Source organism: Kitasatospora sp. NPDC085879, assembly GCF_040686255.1.
Taxonomy (GTDB): Bacteria; Actinomycetota; Actinomycetes; order Streptomycetales; family Streptomycetaceae; genus Kitasatospora.
Genome location: NZ_JBFBJZ010000010.1, coordinates 32,428 through 51,226, shown reverse-complemented (window position 1 = coordinate 51,226; position 18,799 = coordinate 32,428). Strand labels below are relative to the sequence as shown.

Genomic DNA, 18,799 nt, shown 5'->3' with positions numbered 1-18,799 from the left:
CACCGGTCCGGGTGGGTCCCGGACCTCGTGGGCAGGATCATGCCGGATAATTTGAACGCGTTCAACTAGGTCTTGGGCGGGGCCGGTTCGTAGCTTCCTCCAAGGCCGGGCGGCGGCCTGCCGGCACGACTTGTGTGGATCTTCAGGATTTCCGGGTGGACTGGCGTTCGCCCCCGGGTATCGATGAGCATTGACGGTTGGGTGCGGGGCGCCCGAGTGCGCCCGGCGGCCCCGCCGCAACCGCACCCCAGGTGTACCTACCGCCCAGCCAGAGAGCCCTTTCATGCGTTTCCTGAACGACCTCAAGCCCGCGTACGACCTCACGTACGACGATGTCTTCATGGTCCCCAGCCGCTCCGCCGTGGGCTCCCGGCAGGGCGTCGACCTCTCGTCCCACGACGGCACCGGCACCACCATCCCGCTGGTGGTCGCCAACATGACCGCGATCGCCGGCCGCCGGATGGCCGAGACGGTGGCCCGCCGCGGCGGCCTGGTCGCCATCCCGCAGGACATCCCGATCGAGGTCGTCTCCGAGGTGATCGGCTGGGTCAAGCGCCGCCACCTGGTGCACGACACCGCGCTCACCCTCAGCCCCGGCGACACCGTCGCCGACGCGCTCTCCCTGCTGCCCAAGCGTGCGCACGGCGCCCTCGTCGTGGTCGAGGACGGCAAGCCCGTCGGCGTCGTCACCGAGGGCGACTGCCACGGCGTGGACCGCTTCACCAGCCTCGCCGAGGTGATGTCCCGCGACCTGCTGCTGCTCGACGAGAGCATCGAGCCGCGTGCCGCCTTCGACCGGCTCAACGAGGCCCACCGCAAGCTCGCCCCGGTGATCGCCGCCGACGGCAGCCTGGTCGGCCTGTTGACCCGCCGCAACGCGCTGCGCGCCACCCTCTACACCCCGGCCGTCGACGCCAGCGGCAAGCTGCGGATCGCCGCCACCGTCGGCATCAACGGCGACGTCGCCGGCCGCGCCAAGGCGCTGATGGAGGCCGGCGCCGACGTGCTCGTCGTCGACACCGCGCACGGCCACCAGGAGTCGATGATCAGCGCCCTGCAGGCCGTCCGCGGCCTCGATCCTCAGGTGCCGATCGTGGCCGGCAACGTGGTCTCCGCCGCCGGTGTCCGCGACCTCGTCGCCGCGGGCGCCGACATCCTCAAGGTCGGCGTCGGCCCGGGCGCCATGTGCACCACCCGGATGATGACCGGCGTCGGCCGGCCGCAGTTCTCCGCCGTCCTCGAGTGCGCCGAGGAGGCGCGCCGTCTGGGCAAGCACGTCTGGGCGGACGGCGGCGTCCGGCACCCGCGCGACGTCGCCATGGCGCTCGCCGCCGGCGCGTCCAACGTGATGATCGGCTCCTGGTTCGCCGGCACCTACGAGTCGCCCGGCGACCTGCAGACCACCGCCGACGGCCGCCAGTACAAGGAGAGCTTCGGCATGGCCTCGGCCCGTGCCGTGCGCAACCGAACCTCCGAGGAGTCCGCCTACGACCGCGCCCGCAAGGCGCTGTTCGAGGAGGGCATCTCCACCTCGCGGATGTTCCTCGACCCGGCCCGCCCCGGCGTCGAGGACCTCATCGACTCGATCGTCGCGGGCGTCCGCAGCTCCTGCACCTACGCCGGCGCCTCCAGCCTCGAGGAGTTCCACGAGAAGGCGATCATCGGCATCCAGAGCGCGGCCGGCTACGCCGAGGGCAAGCCGCTGCACTCCAGCTGGGCGTAACGGGACCGGGCGTAGCGGAGCCGGACTAAACGGAGCCGGGCGTCAGGGAGCCGGGCTTAGAGAGCCGGGCGAAACGGTTCTGCGGCCGGGCGCTTCTCACTCCACCGGGGTGAGCAGCGCCCGGCTCACCATGCCGACCGAACGGGACAGTGCGGCGGCCACCGCGTCCTCCACCAGCGGCGCCTGCCGTAGCTCCCAGAGCGCCAGCACGCTCGCCCACGCCGCGTCCCGGGCCCGGTCGATGCTCCACACCCCGACCACGTGCAGCAGCCGGTCGGCCGCGTGCAGCTCGTCCGGGCAGGGCAGCAGTTCCTCCCGGACCTCCGCCTCCACCTGCGCCAGCAGGTCGTTGATGCGGTGGTAGTCGGCCCGGACGTCCTCCGGCTCGTGGCCGAGCAGCCGGCAGGTGTCCAGCACGGACAGCGGCAGGTCGTGCTCGATGTGCGCGTTCATCCCCGCCAGCGCGAACTGCAGCGGGTGGATGCCCGCCCGGCCGCGCAGCTCGAACAACGGCCGCCAGCAGTGCGCCGGCCGCCGGCCGCTCGCCGCGGCCTCCACCGCCTCCAGGTAGCGCGCCGCGAACACCGCGTCCAGCTCGGACATCCCCGCCGGATCGGCGAAGAAGCGTTCCGTGAGCCGCTCGGCGACCAGCCGGGTCACCCGCAGGTACATGTCGTTGAACACGCCGACGCCGTCGCCGGCCGGGAGAGTCTCCTGCAACCACTGCATCCGGTCGATCACCTGGTCGACCGTCAGGGCCTCGCTGATCGTCATGGCGTGCGCAGCCTTCCGCATCGGGCCGGTGGATCATCCGGGCGGATCGTCTGATGATAGGTCAGTGTGCGACGCATGCCCAGAAGCCGCGCCCGGTGAGTCCCGCGCGCCCCGGCGCACACCCGGCCGCGACCCGGTGGCCGCGAAGTCCGGCGGGCGGGACGTCCGGCTGGTACTTGTCGAGGGGAGCGGTCCTTGACCACGACGAGGGGACGGACAACGGATGAGCCGCCTGATCCTGGCGATGCAGACCTCCATCGACGGCTACGTCGACAGCAGCCTGCCGGACGCCGCCTGGCAGCTGTGGAACTGGGGTCCCGACTGGCCGTGGAGCGAGGACCTCCGCGCGTCCTTCAACCGCCTGCTCGCCGAGGCCTCCGGCATCCTGCTCAGCCGGCCGATGGCCGACGACGGCTACCTGGCGCACTGGGCCCGGGCGGCGGAGCAGCACCCCGACGACCCGGACTGGGCGTTCGCCCGGGCCGTCGGCGCGCTCCCCAAGTTCGCGGTGAGCCGCGCCGGCCGGCCCGCGCAGGACTGGCCACGCACCACCGTGCTCAACGGCGAACTCGCCGACACCGTGGCACAGGCCGGGAAGCTCGCGGGCGGAGGCCTGGTCTGCTTCGGCGGCGCCGGCCTCGCCTCCGCCCTCCTCCGGGCGGGCCTGGCCGACGAACTCCGGCTGTTCACCAACCCCGGCTTCGCCGGCACCGGCCGCACGATCTTCGGTCCCTGGCTGGCCACCCGCACCTACCGCGCCGCCACCTCCACCGCCCACGCCTGCGGTATCGCGGAGACCCGCTGGGTGCGCTGACGGAGCACGGCCCTGCGGTGCGGGGCTCCGGCCCGCGGCGCTGCCCCGTGCCCCGCGCCGGGCCGTGGTCGAGGCGCGCGGCGGGCCGCCCTACGACCGGGGCCGTAGGGCCAAGGGACCCGGGGTACCCCGGCCGGCGGCCGATCCGCCCGGGACCGGTGCGGCGCCAGAGTGAGGCCATGGACACCGCCGCTGCACCGGCAGCCACCGACCGCCCGCAGATCCCGCCCGTCGCCGTCGTCACCGGAGCCTCCCGGGGGCTCGGCCTGGAACTCGCCCGCGCCCTCGCCCGGGACGGCTGGCAGCTGGTGATCACGGCCCGGAACACCGCCGAACTCGCTGCCGCCGAGGCCGAACTCGCCGCCCTCACCAAGGTCGCCGCTCCGGCCGGCTCGGTCGTCGACGACGACCACCGCGAACGCCTCGCCGAGGCCGCGGCCGCCCTCGGCGGTGCCTCCCTCCTCGTCAACAACGCCTCCACGCTCACCGGCTACGAGTTGAACGGCGCGCCGCTGCCCGCCCTCGCCGACTTCCCGCTGCCCGGCCTGCTGGAGACCTTCGAGGTCAACGTGCTCGGTCCGATCGCCCTCACCCAACTGCTGCTGCCCCAGCTCCGGGCCCGCCGCGGCGCCGTCATCGACATCAGCTCCGACGCCGCCGTGGAGGCCTACGCGGGCTGGGGCGGGTACGGCGCGTCCAAGGCCGCCCTGGACCACGCCTCCGCCGTGCTCGCCGCCGAGGAGCCCGAGGTCGCCGTCTGGGCCGTCGACCCCGGCGACATGCGGACCCGGATGCACCAGGAGGCCTTCCCCGGCGAGGACATCTCCGACCGGCCGCTGCCCGCCACCGTCGTCCCCGCGCTGCTCGGCCTGATCCGCGACCGGCCCGCCGCCGGCCGCTACCGCGCCGCCGACCTGCTGACCGAAGGCGTGCCGCGTGCAGACCCGTCGACCCCGGCGGCCGCCGCCGCGCCGACCCCGGCCGGTGAGTGAGATGGCGACCGCCGTGGACACCGGCTACGACTTCACCGTGCCGCCCGAACTCTCCGCCCGGGCGCCCGCCGAGGCCCGCGGCCTGACCAGGGACGGCGTCCGCCTGCTGGTCGGCCGGCGGCAGGGCACCGTCACCTCCCACCACCGCTTCGCCGACCTGCCCGACCTGCTCCGCCCGGGCGACCTGCTGGTGGTGAACAACTCCGCCACCCTGCCCGCCGCACTCACCGGCACCCTCCCGGACGGCGCACCCGTCGCCCTCCACCTGTCCTCCGCCCAGCCCGACCCGCGCGGCCGCCACCTCGTCGAACTGCGTCGCCCCACCGCACACGCCACCGCCCCCTGGGAGCCCGGTACCTCACCCGCCCGGCCCGGCCTGCGGGTCACCCTGCCGGGCGGCGCGAACGCCGAACTCACCGCGCCGTTCACCGCCCGGCTCTGGTACGCCCGACTGACCCTGCCCGGCGAACTCACCGGCTACCTCGCCCGGCACGGCCGCGCCGTCCGGTACGGCTACGTGGACCGGGACTGGCCGATCGAGGCCTACCAGACGGTCTTCGCCGACGTCCCCGGCAGCAGCGAAATGCCAAGCGCGGCCCGCCCGTTCACCACCGACACGGTGGCCCGGCTGGTCGCCCGCGGCATCCTGGTCGCCCCGATCACCCTGCACACCGGCGTCGCCTCCCCCGAGGCGCACGAGGCACCGTACGCGGAGCGCTACCGCGTCCCGGAATCCACCGCGCGGCTGGTCGATCACGTCCGCGCCGCCGGCGGCCGGGTGATCGCCGTCGGCACCACGGCCGTCCGCGCCCTCGAGTCGGCCACCGGTCCGGACGGCCGCCTCGGCGCCGCCGACGGCTGGACCGACCTCGTCATCACCCCCGAACGCGGCGTCCGCACCGTCGACGGCCTGCTGACCGGCCTCCACGAACCGCTCGCCTCCCACCTCCTGATGCTCGAAGCCGTCGCCGGCCGGCCCCTGCTCACCCACTGCTACGCCGAGGCCCTCGAACACCGCTACCTCTGGCACGAGTTCGGCGACGTCAACCTGCTCCTCCCGTCCTGACCCCGGCGTCCTGCGCCACCGGACGGTCCTGCGCCACCGGACGGTGCTGCGGCGCCGGTGGACCTATGGGCGGGCGCGCGCTGCGAGCGGCAGCGGGCAGCAGGGTGTGGCGGCACACTCGGCCAGGTCGTCGCGGCCGGCGGAGACGGCCGCCGAGAGCAGGGAACGGACCTCCGCCAGCCCGGCGATCCGGGCGTCGATCTCGGCGATCTTCGCATCGGCGCGGGCCCGCAGACCGCCGGAGCCGCGCCGGCGGCCGCTCCCCGGCAGCAGCTCGGCGACCTGCCCGCTACGCAACGGTCCCCCGTTCATCGGTCCGCCGCTCATCGGCCCGTTCCGGAGGCGGCCCGCGCCCGTTCGGCGAGGGCGTCCAGCACCGCCTGCCGGTCGGGCGGCACGCCGATCTCCATCACCAGCCGGCCCCGAGCGTCGGTCTCGAAACGGAACGAGAAGAAGGAGCAGCAGGCCTGCTCCCGCGCGGCCAGCTCCCGGGCACGCGGCTCCACCGCCCTGTCCAGGAGCAGTCGGACGAGGCCCGGCCCGGCCCGTTCCACTCCGGCCGTCGCACCGGCGAACAGTGCATCGAACTCGGCCACCCGCAGCGGCCGCTCCACGGTCGGCAGCGTGCACTCCTGCGGCACCCAGGTCATCGGCCCGACCTCCGTCCGCCCCCGATCGTCGCCCCTGTTCGGGCGGCCACGCTCTCGACGGTAACCCCGTACCCGGGTACCGGTTGCAACCCGGCAATCGTCCGACAAGCCGATGAACGGTCAACTGTCGAGGTTGTCCACAGGCTCGTAGCCCTGTCCTGCCGGGCCACTACGGTGGCGATCGACCACCGCCGGACCGAGCAGACTGAGAGGCTGCGACATGACCAGCCGTGCCCTGGACGTCCTCCGCACCAGCCCCGAGGCGGCCGAGCTTGCCGCCTACCCGTTCAATGTCGACCTCGGCCGCGCCGACCACCTGGAGGCCGTCCATCTGGCCTCGGGCACGCCGATGGCGCCGTGGGCCGGCGACGACACCGGCGGCACGTACTTCCACTGCGCCGGCGGCGGGGTCCTCTACGCCTCCTCCGACGGCGCCGCCGGGCTGATCGCCGACAGCATCGACGAGGCGCTCGAGACGCTCATCGGACTTCACTGCTGGCACGATCTGCTCCACCACCTCCCGCCGGACGCGGACGATGCCACCCTCACCGCAGCCGTCACCGAGGCGGAGGAAGATTTCGCCGAGTACTACGGCGCGGGGCTGGACGCCGACCGGCGCAGGCTGCTCGGCCTCCTGGGGTTGCGCGAGCAGGCGCCGGCCGCGCTCGTCCGCCGCCTGCACGATGCCTTGCTGCGCACCGAACCCGATTTCCTGCTGCTCAACTCGGCCGAGGGGTTGGCCCACGCCCTGCTGGACGGGCTGCCGCGCCGGCCGCTGTGGGAGTCCGTGCTCGCGCCGGGCCGCTCCGACCTGGCGGCGCTCCGGTCCGACCCGGGCGTCCTCGCGGCCGTCGCTGCCGACCCGGCCCGGCGGGCCGGAGTGCTGTGGGCCGCCCGGTACGACCCCCGGGCGGACGACCTCCCGGCCCTGCGAGACCTGGCGGCCGCCGGCTTCGGCGCGGACCCGCCCCTTTCGGCCGCGGCCTTCACCGAGCCGGGCGTGCTCCCGGACGGCGTGCCGCCCGATCCGGCCGACGCGAATCCGCTGATCTGGACGGCGCTCGCCCTCCGGCAGGGCCGGACCGAACTGGCCCGGGCCGCACTGATCCGCCTGCTGGACGACGCCGGTCCGCGCGACGCGGCGCTGCTTGACGGGCTGGCGGCCCAGTTCGGGCGGATCGGTGACCACCGGCAGGCCGCGCGTGCCCGGCACCTGTTCGCCGCGCTTCAGGACGATCCGTCCGAGCGCGCCGCCGCGCTCGCCGACCTCGCGGCTCACCGGCGCCGCGCGGGCGACCCGGAAGAGGCGGGCCGCGCCCTGCGGCAGGCCGCGGCGCTGCTCACGCACGCGCCCTCGGCACCGCCCGGGGGAGGGGCATCGGCAAATGCCCTGTTCGTGCTGGAGCAGAGCCACCGGCCCCGGCCCGACCCCGGCGCGCTCCGTGCGGTGGCCGACCAGTGCTTCCGGCTGGCCGAGGTCAGGGCGGCCGCCGCGGGCGTCGACCCGACCGGCGACGTGTACGCAGTGTTGGCAGGCACCCTGCCGGCTGCGCCTGCGGACGCCGGAACCGAGCGGCACTCGGACGGCGAGGCGGCGGGCGCACCGGCCGGGCCGGGGTGACCGAGCGCGAGTCGCGGCGTCGGCGGGCCTACTCGGTGTCGGCGGGCACCGTCACGATCGGGCACAGTGCGCGGTGCAGCAGGCCGTGCGGGACGGAGCCGAGCCGCAGGCCGGTGAAGCCGCCGCGGCCGCGGCGGCCGACGACCAAGGCCAGCGCGTGTTCGGAGGCCGCGGCGAGCTGCTCGACGGGGTGGCCGGTGACGACCTCGTGGGTGAGCCGGACGTCGGGGTAGAGGGCGGTGCGGCCGGCGGTGGCCGCGTGCAGCTGCCGCTGGATCTCGCGTACTGCGGTGGCCTTGTCGATCGGCAGGATGGTCGGCGCCTGCCACACCCAGACGGCGCGCAGCTCCGCACCGCGCCGGGCCGCCGCGTCGAAGGCGTGGTCGATGGCGGCCACGGAGCCCGGGCTGCCGTCCACGCCGACGACGATGTACGGCGGGTCCTGGACGACGTGCTCGACGCCACGGACGACGACGACCGGGCAGGATGCCTGGGCGGTGACCGGCACGGTGACGGAGTAGGTGCTGAGCAATTCCTCGACCCGGGAGAGCCCCCGGGAGCCGAGGACGATCATCTCGGCGTTCGCGGCCCGCCGGCACAGCACCTGCCCGGGCTGGCCGTCCGCGAGGACGATGCTGACGTCGAGCCCCGAGTACCGCTCCTCGACCGCGAGCCGGGCCTCGCCCAGTGCCGCCTCGCCCGCCTCGTGCATGGCGGTGCGGTACTGGCCCTCGTCGAATCCGCGCGCGTCGCGGCTGCTCGGCGGGACGGCGTGCACCAGGCGTAGCGGCAGGCCTCGGCGGACGGCCTCGTCGGCGGCCCAGGCGAGGGCCGGCGAGGCGGGGTTCTCCGCGTCGACGCCGACCACGATCTGGTGGCTTCCCACGGCTGACGTCATGGATCCTCCAGCGGTGTCCCGAGCAGGACGGCGGCGGCCGACAGCACTGCACGGCGTCCGACATGCAGCGACGGGAAGGGGCTACCCGCTTCTCGCGGATCCTGATTGCGCGGTGCACGGTTTTGGCCGCTACCCCGCGTCTTCCTGGGGCCCTTCCCGTCCATTCCAGGACACCACCACCTCCCGGATTGCGCGAGCCGCCACGCCCTGTCACCGCCGCAAGTCCACCGGCGTAGCCTGACCGGCATGGACGAGGAGCCGAGCGACCGGCCGTTCGATCAGCCGGACCGCCCCGGGGGCGACGGCCGTGACGAGGGCGGCGAGCCCGCCTGCCTGCTGGCGCGGCTCTGCCCGTCCTGCGACGCGGTGCCGGATCCCGGTGCCGCAGCGTGCTGGCGCTGCGGCACCGACCTGCGGGAAGGGCGCTAGGCCGGCGTCAGCCCGCCTCGGCGCCGATCTCCCGGAGGAAGGCCTCGACGGCACGGAGGTACTCCTGCGGCCGGTCCATGCTCGGGAGGTGCGCGGCCCCCTCGACGGCGGTGGTGCGGCCGTCGGGCACGGCGGCGGCGAGGTCGTCGGCGATCGCGACGAGGTCCGGTGAGTCCAGGGCGCCGTTGAGCGCGAGCACCGGCACGCCGATCTCCTTGGCCCGGGCGGCGGTGTCGGGGACGGACACGCTGTGGTCGACCTCGTCGGCGGTGTGCTTGGCCAGCGTCCGCCAGGCCATCTCCTTGACCCGCCGGACGACCTCCGGGTCGACCTCCTCGAGGCCGCGGTGCGGGCCGGCGGCGATGCGGGCGAAGCCGTCCACCCAGCCCTGGATGTCGCCGGCTGCCATCGCGGCGGCTTTGCCGGCCTCCAGCTCCAGCAGCCACGGGTCGTGGAACTCCGGAAGGCCGGTGCCGCCGCCGCTGACCACCAGGGCCCGGACCAGATCCGGGTGCTCCAGGGCGGTGTCGACGGCGATGTTGGCGCCCATCGAGGTGCCGACCAGGACGGCCGGGCCGGTGCCGAGGTGGCGCAGCAGAGCCGCGAGGTCGTCGGTCTGCCGGAACGGCACGGTGGCGTTGGCGGACCAGCCGTGGCCGCGGGCGTCCGGCGTGATCACCCGGTGGCGGCGGGCGAGTCGGGGCACCAGCTCGTCGAACATGGTGTGGTCCATGAAGCCGGCGTGCAGCAGGACCACGGGCAGGCCACTGCCGGTGTCGCGGTAGGCGAGCGGGCCGTCGTGGGAGGGGAAGGTCGCGATGTTCGAGGCGTCATTCATGACAACCAAGGTGCCATAGTGAGTCCATGGTGACAACTAGGTTGTCATTTTTTCCGGTCGATGTGGCACCCCGGGTGTCATGATGGCCGGGTGACCGAGACAGAGCCCCCGCAGCCGCCCGACGACATCGCCCCGCGCCTCATGGAGGTGTTCGCCCTGGTGGGCCCGCTCTACCGGCGGGTGCAGCGCAAGATCGAGCAGGACGCCCCGCTGCAGGGGCTGTCCGTCGGGGTTCGCGCCGTCCTGGACCTGCTGCGCGAGAACGGGCCGATGACCGTCCCGCAGATGGGGCGCGCCCAGTCGCTGAGCCGCCAGTTCGTCCAGCGCATGGTCAACGACGCCGCGGCCCGGAACCTGGTCGAGGCCGTCCCCAATCCGGCCCACCAGCGCTCCTCGCTGATCCGGCTGACCGAGGAGGGTCTGGCGGCCATCACCGCCGTGACCGCCCGCGAGTACGCGCTGCTGCGGCAGGCCGGCGGAGACCTGACGGCGGCCGACGTCGCCACCTGCGTCAGGGTGCTCGCCCGGATGCTCGCGCTCTTCGACGACGTCGACGTCGACTGACCGGCCGGACGCACGGGCCGGACGCACGGGCCGGACGCACAGGCTGGGCGTGCAGGCCGGACACCGGTCGGCCGAGGCGGAAAACCGCTCGCCCGAGGTGCCTCCGACGGCCTAGCGTGCGCCGGATGCACACCGGGTGCACACCGTGAAGGGGGAGCGATGACGATCCATCTGGTCGGCGGGGGCCGCGACGAGGCCTGGTACGCGGAGCTGTACGGGCCGTTCCTGGCCGAGGCCGGGCCGGAGCCCGAGGTGGCCTGCCTGCTGCTCGACGAGGGCGACGTGCCGGAGCAGTTCGAGCGCTGGTCGGCCGCGCTCGCCGCGGCGGGGGCCTGCCGTCCGCGGGTGGTGCCGGTGCTGCCGGGCGCCGGCTTCGATCCGTCCGCGCTCGACGGGGCGGACGCCGTCTTCGTCGGCGGTGGCCTCACCCCGGAGTACGCGGCGGCCCTGGCCGGCCCGCTCGGTCGTCGGCTGGCCGAGCGGCCGCTGCCGTACGCCGGCTTCTCGGCCGGTGCGGCGATCGCGGCCGAGCGCGCGGTGGTCGGCGGCTGGCTGTCCGACGGGGTGCCGGTCTGCCCCGAGGAGACCGCCGAGGACCTCGCGGAGATCGAGGTCCGCGACGGACTCGGGCTGCTCACCCCCGCCGTCGACGTGCACGCCGCCCAGTGGGGCACCCTCGGCCGGCTCGTCGAGGCGGTCGCCCGCGGCGCGGTGCCGTACGGCCTCGCGATCGACGAGAACACCGCCCTCACCGTGGACGGCACGACCGCCCGGGTGCGCGGCGCCGGGCGGGTGCACCTCGTCCGCCCGGACGGCGACGGGGCCGCCGCCGTCCGTTCCTACCGTGCGGGGGAGGACCTGCCGCTCTGACCGGGCAGCGGTCGCGCGTTCACTCGTAGCGGTACAGGAGCGCGTCCCGCTCGGCCTGCTCGATCTGTTCGATCGTCAGCTCCGGGTCCCGTAGGTGGGAGAGGGTGACCTGGGCGGAGGTCGGCTGGGCGTCCTTGGCGAGCCACTGCTCGGGCTTCCACGCGAAGCTGCGCAGGAAGGCCTTCGGGCAGTGGCCGTACACCTCGTCCACCTCGACCACGATGGCGCTGCGCGGCGGCTTGCCGACCGCGGTCAACTGCGTCAGCAGCCGTTCGTCGGTGCTGACGCAGGCCCGGCCGTTGACGCGGAGCGTGGTCTCCCGGCCCGGTACCACGAAGAGCAGGCCCACCCGCCCGGTCTGCACGATGTTCTGCAGGCTGTCCAGGCGCTTGTTGCCGGTGGCGTCGGGGATCGCGAGCGTCCGGTCGTCCAGCACCGCCACGAACCCGGCCGGGCCGCCGCGCGGCGACACGTCGCAGCGACCGTCCGCGTCCGCGCTCGCCACCATCACCAGGGACGAGCAGCCGATCAACTCCCGGGCCACGTCATGGATCCGGTCCACCTGCTTGCGACGGGCGTGGTCACCGGGCTGCTCGTACACCTCCCGCAGCTCGACCACCTCCCGTACGGCGGAGGACTGCAGGGCGTCGAAGAGGCGGCCGGTCGCCGCGGGCTGTGTGATCACATACCGGAAATCTAGCCGAGCACCGCCCGCCACGGAACGGCATTTCCCGCGCGGGCTGCCACCCCGGACGGCGCCGACCCGCCCCGCTGGACCGGGCCGGCCGCGCCGGTGGACCGGGCCGGCCGCGCCGGTGGAGCGTCCAGCAGGCGGGTCAGCGCGCGGTCGCGCCGCCCGCCGGTGCGACCAGCGCCCACACCGTCTTGCCCGCCCCGGCCGCGCCCGGCAGCCAGCCCCACTCCGCCGCCAGTGCGTCGACGATCGCCAACCCGCGCCCGCCCTCGGGGAATTCCTCCGCGATCCGGGCCGCCTCGGCCGGCCCGTGGCCGCCGTCCGGGTCGGACACCTCCACCAGCAGGCCCGGAACGCCGTAGCACAGACGGATGTGCACCCGGTCGCCGCGGCCGTGGGCGTGCACCACCGCGTTGGTGGCGAGTTCGGACAGCACCAGGCAGCCGTCCTCGGTGAAGTGCCCGGCGGTACGGGCGTCCCACGGCTCGCAGACCGCCATCAGATCGCGCAGCCGCCGGCGCGCCTCCCGCACCGAGGCCCGACGTCTCGGCAGCCAGAACTCGAGCCGCCCGCCGAACCCGTCCGCCCCGCCCGTCGTCGCAAACGGCGGCCGCTCGGTGGCGGGGCGGGCGGGGACGTCGTACATCAGGGCACTCCAGCGGTCACGGGCCGGCGCGATCTGCGCCTGTCCGTCACAAGATTCGTCCTGCGGCGATACGCTCGGTAGTGCTCGGCGCTCAACAACGGGCGCTGTAGGCCGGGGGAGGACGCCGATGGCTTCGACACGTGACCTGGACCCTTCGTCGTCCGTGCTCGGCTTCTTCGGCTCGGAACTCCGCCGCTTCCGCGAGGCCGCCGGACTCACCCAGGACCGGCTCGGCGAGGTCATCAACTACACCGGCTCACTCGTGGGGTTGATCGAGACCGCCCGCCGCAAGCCGTCCCGGGAGTTCACCGAACGCTGCGACGCGGCCCTCGGCACCGACGGCGCCCTGGCCCGCATCTGGCCGCTGTTGAACCGGGCGGTGTTCCCGCCGTGGTTCCGCGGCTTCGTCGAGCTGGAGGCGACCGCCACCTCGATCCGCAAGTACCAGGCCCAGACCGTGCCGGGACTCCTGCAGACCGAGGAGTACGCGCGGGCCCTGCTGCGCAAGGGCCTGGTCGGCGAGAGCGACGAACGGGTCGAGGAGGGCGTCGCCGCACGGCTCGGCCGCCAGACCATCCTGGACGGCCCCGACCGGCCCTACCTCTGGGTGATCCTCGACGAAGCCGTTCTGCGCCGACCGGTGGGCGGACCGGAGGTGATGAGGCAACAGATGCTCCGGTTGGTCGAGTGCGCGCGGCACCCGCGGGTGGTCGTCCAGGTCCTGCCTTTCGCCAGCGGCGAGCACACCTCGGTGGAAGGGCCGCTCACCCTGCTGTCGTTCGCCGAGGGGCCCGACGTCGCCTACGTCGAAGGCCCGAACTTCGGCCAGGTCATCGACAATTCGAGCGATCTGGCGCTGTGTGTCTTGGCGTACGATCACCTCCAGGCCGACGCCCTGCCGCCGAGTGCGTCGCTGGCCGTGATCGAAGCGGCGATCGAGAAGGGGTACGAAGCGTGAGCAACACACCCGATCTGTCGGCCGCGATCTGGCGGAAGTCGACGTTCAGCGGAGGTACGGGCGGTGACTGCGTCGAGGTCGCCGACGGCTTCGACGGCCTCGTGCCGGTGCGGGACAGCAAGGACCCGGCGGGGCCGGCGCTGGTGTTCACCGCCACGGCCTGGCAGGCGTTCGTCGACGCGGTCAGATCGGGCCGCTTCGCGTGACCGTGCCCGCTGCCGCCCTGCCCGGCCCGCGGACCGGACGGGACGCTCAGGAGACCGCGGGCCGCCCGTAGTGCAGCAGGACGACGCCGTTGCCGAAGGTGCGGGTCTCCATCAACCGCAGCGGCCGGTCCGCCTCGGCGGCGGGGAAGAGCGGCTTGCCCCGGCCGATCAGCACCGGGTGGACGAGGATGTGGTATTCGTCCACGAGGTCGTGCTCCAGGAAGGTCGCGGCGAGGTCCGCGCCGCCGAGCGCGAGGTCCCCGCCGGGCTGCGCCTTGAGTTGCTCGATCTCGGCCGGGACGACCTCCCGCCGGATCTCGGTGTTCCAGTCGGCGTGCTCCAGGGTCCGGGAGAAGACGATCTTCGGCATGGACCGCCAGATTCCGGCGAACTCGGCGACCGGCCCGGCGTTGGCCGGGTCGGCGTCCGCGGTCGGCCAGTAGGCGGCCATCAGCTCGTGCGTGACCCGGCCGCCCAGGAAGCCGCTCATTCGCCGCAGCACGTCGTTCATGTACTGGTGCAGTTCCTCGTCGACCAGGTGCCAGTCGATCCGCCGGTCCGGCCGCTCGAAGTAGCCGTCCAGGGACACCGACATCATCAGGACGATCTTCCGCATTGCGCACCTCTCGGCTCCGCACGCCAGGACCGCCCCATGCTGGCATGCGGCCCCGCTCCGGCCCGGCAATCCCGGTGGCGGCGTGTCAGGCGGCCGCTCTCACGGCGCGGTCTCCGCGGCCACCCAGTCCAGGTACGCGTCCGAGCCCGCCACCACCGGCACGGCCACCACCTCCGGCGTCTCGTAGTCGTGGTGCGCGCGGAGGAAGGCGGTGAGCCGGTCCGCCAGGTCGGCCCGGGTCTTGAAGTCGATCCGCCACTCGGGGGCCGACTGCACCTCGCCGTCCCACCAGTACACCGAGCCGATGGGATACACCTGGGCGCAGGCGGCCAGCCGCTCCCGCACCACGAGTGCGGCCAGGACGCGGGCCTTCTCCTCCGCGTCATGGGTGGTGGTCACCACGAGGACGTCACGCTTCGTCATGCCGCCGAGCCTACGCGGGGCCGCCCCCGCCGGCCCCGCCGCGGCGGACGGCCGGGCCGGTGGGCGCGGGGTTCGTGGGGACGGCGCCGGCGGGACGCCTGGTTCGTCGGGACGGTGCCGGCTCAGAGGCCGGGGATCTGCCGTGCCGCGAACGCCTGGCGGACGGACTCGGCCGCGCTCGCGCCGTACATCCGGCGCGCGGTGTCCACGGTCGCCAGGGCGGCGGCCGAGAAGGAGGTGTCCGGGGCGAAGGAGAACTGGGCGTTCACGATGATCCGGTCGGCCACGCGGGCGCCGAGCGCCTTCCGGATGTCGTACAGCGCCTGCGACCAGATCTCGCCGTCGGCGTGCACCTCGCCGACCTTGTCGCCGTACACCTTGCCGGTGTCCAGGCGCCGCAGGCAGTGCACCGGGCCCGGGGTGTAGCCGGTGGAGTCCCAGTCCGCCACGCAGGCCTCCGGGGTGCGCGCCGCCCAGCCGTACTTGGCGTCGGCCGCCGCGCCGACCGCCACCGCCAAGTAGTCGCCGAAGGCCTCGCCGATCGCCCCCGCCTCCGGGGAGGAGCCGAATCCGGGCACCTGCGCCTCGTGCACCGCGTGCCCGTACTCGTGGACGATCACCTCGGCGTCCTCCGCGTCGTCGACGCCGCCCTTGCCGAAGCGGATCTCGTCCTTCTTGTCGGTGAAGAAGGAGTTGTCCGAACCCCACTGGTTGATCCGCACCGGCTGCGGCCGGGCGTTCGCTCCCGGCAGCTCGCTGCCGAAGCCCAGGCTCTGCAGGTACTCCTGCGCCTCGTCGACCCAGAAGTACGCCATCACCTGCTCGAACCGGTCGGAGTCCCGGGTGTAGCGGAAGTCCCCGGCGGCCGAGAACGCGGGCGCCCCGGTCTCCGAGCGGACGACCGCCCAGCGGCCGGACAGGTAGCCGCTGCCGTCCAGGTTCCGCAGGGCGACCTGGGCATACGCCGAGGCGGGCACGGCCGAGGCGGCGTCCTTGGCGTCCGCCAGGGCTTCGTCACCCGAGGACTGCACCGGATTGACCATGAAGACCTGGCCGACCGGACCGGCGGCGGCCGGAGCGGGCTTGGCGGCAGCAGGCACGGCACCGACGCCCGCCACCGCGGCGAGGACGGCGGTGGCGGCGGCAGTGGTGGCGGCGAGACGTGGCGCACGGACGGAACGGGGCACGGTTCCTCCAGAACGGGTCGAGGGTTGCTGCGGGATCATTCCGTACCGTCGCACCCCCTGGCCAGAGGTCGGAACCGGTGGATTTCCCGGCCGCCGCCGGAAATCCTGCGCCGAAGCGGCTCATCGGCCGCAATCCCTGCACCAGGGGGAGCGGGCCGCCGCGCGCGGGCACACCCATCGGAGAAGCATGGAGGCGAGCGCCGATGCGATCACTCCGCCCGGGTCGACGCCCTGGCCGAGCGCACCGGCGGCGACGCCTTCTTCCTCACCGAGGTCCTGGAGTCCCCGCAGGAGATGCCGGCAGGTGTCCGGGCCGCCGTTGCCGCACGCCTGGAAGCCGTCGGAGCCGAGACCCGCCGGGCCGTACGGACGGCCGCCGCACTCGGCACCCGCTTCGCTCTCGACACCCTCGCCCGTGTCCTCGGCACCACCCCTGCCGACCTCCGCCCCCGGCTCGCCGACGCCGTCGACGGCGGGCTGCTCGCCGAACTCGGCCCGGACACCGGCGCATTCCGGCACGACCTGCTGCGCGAGGCCGTCCAGGCCACCGTCCCCGCCGCCGACCGCGCCGACCGGCACCGGCGGATCGCCGACGCGCTCGCGGCCGACACCCGGACCGACCCTGCCGAGACCGCCCGCCACCTGCTGCTCGCCGGTCCCGAACACCGCCAGCCTGCGGCCGCCGCGGCCCGCCGGGCCGGCGACCGGGCCGCCGCCCTGCTCGCCTTCGAGGACGCCGCCCACTGGTACGGACGCAGCGCCGAGGCCGACCCGGACTCCGACCCCGCCGAACTCCAACTCGCCCTCGGTGAAGCCCTGCTGGGCGCCGGAGAGACCGCGGCCGCCCGCGCCGCCCACCTACGCGCCGCCGACCATGCCCGCACCGCCGGCCGCCCCGACCTGCTCGCCCGCGCCGCCCTCGGCCTCGGCACCGGCCCGGTCGGATTCGAGGTCGCCCTCCTCGACCGCGAGCAGCTCGCCCTCCTGGCGGAGGCCCGTACAGCTCTCACCACGGCACATCCCGAGGAGCGACGGGCCGCCGGTCGTCCGGCCGCGGAGGCGGCGGCGAAGGCCGACGTCGCCCAGGACCGCGCAGGGTGGTTCGAGAGCCGTCGGAGCACTGCGCTGCTGGCCGAGGTCACGGCGCGGCTCTCGGTGGCCGCCGCGCTGGTGGAGAGTGACGAGGACCGGGTGGCGCTGGCCGAGGAGGCCGTCGGGTGGGCGCGGGCAGCGGAGGATGCCGCGGCGCTCGGGTCGGCCCTCGCGGCGCTCTGTGACGCCCGCTCGGGGCCCGACCACTGTCGGGTGCGGGCGGAGTGGGCGGCGGAGATCGTGGCGCTGGCCGGGGCGGCGGGCGATCCCGTCCTCGAACTCCTCGGCCGGCGGCTCCGCCTGGTCTCGCTGCTGGAGACCGGCGAGTCGGCCGCCGCCGATGCCGAGACCGCCGCCTTCGACGCGCTCGCCCGCTCGCTGCGGCGTCCGCTCTACGGCTGGTACGCGCCGCTCTGGCGCGGCGCCCGGGCGCTGCTGGAGGGCCGCCACGACGACTGCCGCCGCGAGCTGGCCGAGACCGAGGCGGTCGGCCGCCGGGCGGGCAGCGCGAACGCCGCGATGCTGGCGGCCACCCAGCGCTGGTGCCTGCTCGCCGCCGAGCGGGACACCGCGGGGCTGGCCCGGCTGATCGAGGGGTCGCCGCCGCTGGACCATGAACCGGGCGTCTGGCCGAGGGTGGCCCTGGCGCTGCTCGCCGCCCAGTTCGGTCGCACCGAGGAGGCCGCCCGGCGGCTCGCCGCCGTCGCGCCCGCGCTGCCCGGGGCGCCGCGGGACAGCGAGTGGCTGCCGATGCTCGCCCAGGCCGCGGAGACCGTCGGCCTGCTCGGCGCGCACCCGGTCGCCCGGCAGACCGCCGGTCCGCTGTACGCGGCGCTGGCCCCGTATGCCGGGCTCTTTGCGGTCGAGGGCATCGGGGCCGCCGTTCGCGGGCCGGTCGACCACCACCTCGCGCTGCTCGCCGCCGCGGCCGGCGACCCTCCGGCGGCCGAGCGCCATGCGGCCGCCGCCCGCGCCCTCGCCGTCGCCGCGGGCATGTCCGCCCTCGCCCCCGCCCCTGCACCGCGGCCACCCCGGCCACCCCGGCCCCCGGGGGCGCCGGACGGCGACGACCCCGCCGTGTTCCGCTTCGACGGCGGCCGCTGGCTGCTGCGCTACGCGGGCCGTGAGGCCGGGCTGCCGGACAGCAAGGGCCTGCGCGACCTCGCGGTGCTGCTCGCCCGTCCCGGCAGGCCCGTCCCGGCGCTCGACCTCGCCACCGCAGTAGGCCCGCCCGTCGGCCCGCCCGTCGGCCCGCCCGTCGGCCCGCCCGGCGGCTCGGTACAGGGGCTCCACCGGCCCGCCGACACCGGCGAGTTGGTCGATGCCACGGCCCGAGCCGCCTACCGCCGCCGGCTCCGTGAACTGGCCGCCGAGGCCGAGGAGGCGGACGCCGCCGGGGACGCCGAGCGCTCCGCCCGGCTCGCCGTCGAACAGGACGCGCTGCTCGGCCAGCTGTCGGCGGCGTACGGGCTGGGCGGCCGGGTGCGGCGCACCGGCTCGGCGGCGGAACGGGCGCGGACGGCCGTCACCGCGCGGATCAGGGCGGCCGTGGCCCGGATCGGCTCGGTGCATCCCGAACTCGGCCGGCACCTGGCGGCCGCCGTCCGCACCGGCACCTTCTGCGAGTACCGGCCGGAGCAGGCCCCGCCGTGGCGGCTGTGAGCGCGGGTGGCCGGGCGTGAGACCGGACCGCACATCGTGCCGTCCGGTCTCACGCCCCAAGGGCAGAAGCAACCGC

General features: G+C 74.9%; 21 protein-coding genes. 11 read left to right on the top strand and 10 right to left on the bottom strand.

The window, feature by feature from the left end; all coding sequences use genetic code 11:
• The first annotated feature begins 283 nt into the window (after window positions 1–283).
• The gene (locus AB0P35_RS10425) at window positions 284–1,723 is read left to right on the top strand and encodes a GuaB1 family IMP dehydrogenase-related protein (RefSeq protein WP_363509095.1); all 1,440 of its coding nucleotides are present in this window, start codon (window positions 284–286) and stop codon (window positions 1,721–1,723) included.
• 96 nt (window positions 1,724–1,819) lie between these two features.
• On the opposite strand, the gene AB0P35_RS10420 is transcribed toward AB0P35_RS10425, so the two are convergent.
• Window positions 1,820–2,497 (bottom strand): DUF5995 family protein, encoded by a 678-nt coding sequence (locus tag AB0P35_RS10420; protein WP_363509092.1) that lies wholly within the window; start codon window positions 2,495–2,497, stop codon window positions 1,820–1,822.
• Window positions 2,498–2,720: 223 nt separating this feature from the next.
• Here AB0P35_RS10420 and AB0P35_RS10415 point away from each other — a divergent pair, with 223 nt between their 5' ends.
• The 3 genes from AB0P35_RS10415 (at window position 2,721) to AB0P35_RS10405 (ending at window position 5,369) form a co-directional block, all read left to right on the top strand.
• Entirely contained in the window at window positions 2,721–3,311 is a 591-nt protein-coding gene (locus AB0P35_RS10415) for a dihydrofolate reductase family protein (RefSeq protein ID WP_363509089.1), read from the top strand.
• Between the two features lie 179 nt (window positions 3,312–3,490).
• Window positions 3,491–4,303: an SDR family oxidoreductase gene (locus tag AB0P35_RS10410; RefSeq protein ID WP_363509086.1), complete on the top strand. Its 813-nt coding sequence runs from the start codon at window positions 3,491–3,493 to the stop codon at window positions 4,301–4,303.
• 1 nt (window position 4,304) lies between these two features.
• A complete protein-coding gene (locus tag AB0P35_RS10405) occupies window positions 4,305–5,369 on the top strand; it encodes an S-adenosylmethionine:tRNA ribosyltransferase-isomerase (protein WP_363509083.1) in 1,065 nt (354 codons plus the stop codon).
• Window positions 5,370–5,432: 63 nt separating this feature from the next.
• Here AB0P35_RS10405 and AB0P35_RS10400 read toward each other — a convergent pair whose 3' ends face one another.
• The gene (locus tag AB0P35_RS10400; RefSeq protein WP_363509080.1) at window positions 5,433–5,681 is read right to left on the bottom strand and encodes a hypothetical protein; all 249 of its coding nucleotides are present in this window, start codon (window positions 5,679–5,681) and stop codon (window positions 5,433–5,435) included.
• A gap of 11 nt (window positions 5,682–5,692) precedes the next feature.
• The gene (locus AB0P35_RS10395) at window positions 5,693–6,019 is read right to left on the bottom strand and encodes a hypothetical protein (RefSeq protein WP_363509077.1); all 327 of its coding nucleotides are present in this window, start codon (window positions 6,017–6,019) and stop codon (window positions 5,693–5,695) included.
• 220 nt (window positions 6,020–6,239) lie between these two features.
• Between AB0P35_RS10395 and AB0P35_RS10390 the strand changes: the two genes are divergently transcribed.
• Window positions 6,240–7,640 (top strand): hypothetical protein, encoded by a 1,401-nt coding sequence (locus AB0P35_RS10390; protein WP_363509074.1) that lies wholly within the window; start codon window positions 6,240–6,242, stop codon window positions 7,638–7,640.
• Window positions 7,641–7,668: 28 nt separating this feature from the next.
• Here the strand turns inward: AB0P35_RS10390 and AB0P35_RS10385 are convergent, their stop codons facing one another.
• Window positions 7,669–8,538 carry a universal stress protein gene (locus AB0P35_RS10385; RefSeq protein WP_363509071.1) on the bottom strand — a complete coding sequence of 290 codons (870 nt, stop codon included), beginning with the start codon at window positions 8,536–8,538 and terminating at the stop codon, window positions 7,669–7,671.
• Window positions 8,539–8,784: 246 nt separating this feature from the next.
• Between AB0P35_RS10385 and AB0P35_RS10380 the strand changes: the two genes are divergently transcribed.
• The gene (locus tag AB0P35_RS10380) at window positions 8,785–8,967 is read left to right on the top strand and encodes a hypothetical protein (protein WP_363509068.1); all 183 of its coding nucleotides are present in this window, start codon (window positions 8,785–8,787) and stop codon (window positions 8,965–8,967) included.
• Between the two features lie 7 nt (window positions 8,968–8,974).
• On the opposite strand, the gene AB0P35_RS10375 is transcribed toward AB0P35_RS10380, so the two are convergent.
• A complete protein-coding gene (locus AB0P35_RS10375) occupies window positions 8,975–9,805 on the bottom strand; it encodes an alpha/beta hydrolase (protein WP_363509065.1) in 831 nt (276 codons plus the stop codon).
• A gap of 90 nt (window positions 9,806–9,895) precedes the next feature.
• Here AB0P35_RS10375 and AB0P35_RS10370 point away from each other — a divergent pair, with 90 nt between their 5' ends.
• Together AB0P35_RS10370 and AB0P35_RS10365 are read left to right on the top strand one after the other, a co-directional pair.
• Window positions 9,896–10,369, top strand: coding sequence for a MarR family winged helix-turn-helix transcriptional regulator (locus tag AB0P35_RS10370; RefSeq protein ID WP_363509062.1), 474 nt, complete (start codon window positions 9,896–9,898; stop codon window positions 10,367–10,369).
• A 159-nt stretch (window positions 10,370–10,528) separates the two neighbouring features.
• On the top strand, window positions 10,529–11,239 hold the full coding sequence (locus AB0P35_RS10365) for a Type 1 glutamine amidotransferase-like domain-containing protein (protein WP_363509059.1): 711 nt from the start codon (window positions 10,529–10,531) through the stop codon (window positions 11,237–11,239).
• Between the two features lie 19 nt (window positions 11,240–11,258).
• Here AB0P35_RS10365 and AB0P35_RS10360 read toward each other — a convergent pair whose 3' ends face one another.
• Entirely contained in the window at window positions 11,259–11,924 is a 666-nt protein-coding gene (locus tag AB0P35_RS10360) for an MSMEG_1061 family FMN-dependent PPOX-type flavoprotein (protein ID WP_363509056.1), read from the bottom strand.
• A 151-nt stretch (window positions 11,925–12,075) separates the two neighbouring features.
• Window positions 12,076–12,579, bottom strand: a complete 504-nt coding sequence (locus AB0P35_RS10355; protein WP_363509053.1) for an ATP-binding protein — start codon at window positions 12,577–12,579, stop codon at window positions 12,076–12,078.
• Window positions 12,580–12,706: 127 nt separating this feature from the next.
• Between AB0P35_RS10355 and AB0P35_RS10350 the strand changes: the two genes are divergently transcribed.
• The gene (locus AB0P35_RS10350; protein WP_363509050.1) at window positions 12,707–13,537 is read left to right on the top strand and encodes a helix-turn-helix transcriptional regulator; all 831 of its coding nucleotides are present in this window, start codon (window positions 12,707–12,709) and stop codon (window positions 13,535–13,537) included.
• Window positions 13,534–13,743 (top strand): DUF397 domain-containing protein, encoded by a 210-nt coding sequence (locus tag AB0P35_RS10345; RefSeq protein ID WP_363509047.1) that lies wholly within the window; start codon window positions 13,534–13,536, stop codon window positions 13,741–13,743. Before AB0P35_RS10350 ends, AB0P35_RS10345 begins: the two co-directional genes overlap by 4 nt.
• A gap of 46 nt (window positions 13,744–13,789) precedes the next feature.
• Here the strand turns inward: AB0P35_RS10345 and AB0P35_RS10340 are convergent, their stop codons facing one another.
• The 3 genes from AB0P35_RS10340 to AB0P35_RS10330 form a co-directional block, all read right to left on the bottom strand.
• Complete coding sequence (locus tag AB0P35_RS10340) at window positions 13,790–14,359, bottom strand: dihydrofolate reductase family protein (RefSeq protein WP_363509044.1); 570 nt, start codon at window positions 14,357–14,359, stop codon at window positions 13,790–13,792.
• 99 nt (window positions 14,360–14,458) lie between these two features.
• Window positions 14,459–14,782 carry a divalent-cation tolerance protein CutA gene (cutA, locus tag AB0P35_RS10335; RefSeq protein ID WP_095871831.1) on the bottom strand — a complete coding sequence of 108 codons (324 nt, stop codon included), beginning with the start codon at window positions 14,780–14,782 and terminating at the stop codon, window positions 14,459–14,461.
• Between the two features lie 122 nt (window positions 14,783–14,904).
• Complete coding sequence (locus tag AB0P35_RS10330; RefSeq protein ID WP_363509040.1) at window positions 14,905–15,969, bottom strand: M4 family metallopeptidase; 1,065 nt, start codon at window positions 15,967–15,969, stop codon at window positions 14,905–14,907.
• A 294-nt stretch (window positions 15,970–16,263) separates the two neighbouring features.
• On the opposite strand from AB0P35_RS10330, the gene AB0P35_RS10325 reads away from it, so the two are divergent.
• Window positions 16,264–18,723 (top strand): hypothetical protein, encoded by a 2,460-nt coding sequence (locus AB0P35_RS10325; protein WP_363509037.1) that lies wholly within the window; start codon window positions 16,264–16,266, stop codon window positions 18,721–18,723.
• The last annotated feature ends 76 nt before the right edge of the window (window positions 18,724–18,799 follow it).

Coding starts and splice junctions, on each gene's coding strand:
- AB0P35_RS10425 (WP_363509095.1), top strand. CDS start 284: ATGCGTTTCCTGAACGACCTCAAGCCCGCGTACGACCTCACGTACGAC.
- AB0P35_RS10420 (WP_363509092.1), bottom strand. CDS start 2,497: ATGACGATCAGCGAGGCCCTGACGGTCGACCAGGTGATCGACCGGATG.
- AB0P35_RS10415 (WP_363509089.1), top strand. CDS start 2,721: ATGAGCCGCCTGATCCTGGCGATGCAGACCTCCATCGACGGCTACGTC.
- AB0P35_RS10410 (WP_363509086.1), top strand. CDS start 3,491: ATGGACACCGCCGCTGCACCGGCAGCCACCGACCGCCCGCAGATCCCG.
- AB0P35_RS10405 (WP_363509083.1), top strand. CDS start 4,305: ATGGCGACCGCCGTGGACACCGGCTACGACTTCACCGTGCCGCCCGAA.
- AB0P35_RS10400 (WP_363509080.1), bottom strand. CDS start 5,681: ATGAACGGGGGACCGTTGCGTAGCGGGCAGGTCGCCGAGCTGCTGCCG.
- AB0P35_RS10395 (WP_363509077.1), bottom strand. CDS start 6,019: ATGACCTGGGTGCCGCAGGAGTGCACGCTGCCGACCGTGGAGCGGCCG.
- AB0P35_RS10390 (WP_363509074.1), top strand. CDS start 6,240: ATGACCAGCCGTGCCCTGGACGTCCTCCGCACCAGCCCCGAGGCGGCC.
- AB0P35_RS10385 (WP_363509071.1), bottom strand. CDS start 8,538: ATGACGTCAGCCGTGGGAAGCCACCAGATCGTGGTCGGCGTCGACGCG.
- AB0P35_RS10380 (WP_363509068.1), top strand. CDS start 8,785: ATGGACGAGGAGCCGAGCGACCGGCCGTTCGATCAGCCGGACCGCCCC.
- AB0P35_RS10375 (WP_363509065.1), bottom strand. CDS start 9,805: ATGAATGACGCCTCGAACATCGCGACCTTCCCCTCCCACGACGGCCCG.
- AB0P35_RS10365 (WP_363509059.1), top strand. CDS start 10,529: ATGACGATCCATCTGGTCGGCGGGGGCCGCGACGAGGCCTGGTACGCG.
- AB0P35_RS10355 (WP_363509053.1), bottom strand. CDS start 12,579: ATGTACGACGTCCCCGCCCGCCCCGCCACCGAGCGGCCGCCGTTTGCG.
- AB0P35_RS10350 (WP_363509050.1), top strand. CDS start 12,707: ATGGCTTCGACACGTGACCTGGACCCTTCGTCGTCCGTGCTCGGCTTC.
- AB0P35_RS10340 (WP_363509044.1), bottom strand. CDS start 14,359: ATGCGGAAGATCGTCCTGATGATGTCGGTGTCCCTGGACGGCTACTTC.
- cutA (WP_095871831.1), bottom strand. CDS start 14,782: ATGACGAAGCGTGACGTCCTCGTGGTGACCACCACCCATGACGCGGAG.
- AB0P35_RS10325 (WP_363509037.1), top strand. CDS start 16,264: ATGCCGGCAGGTGTCCGGGCCGCCGTTGCCGCACGCCTGGAAGCCGTC.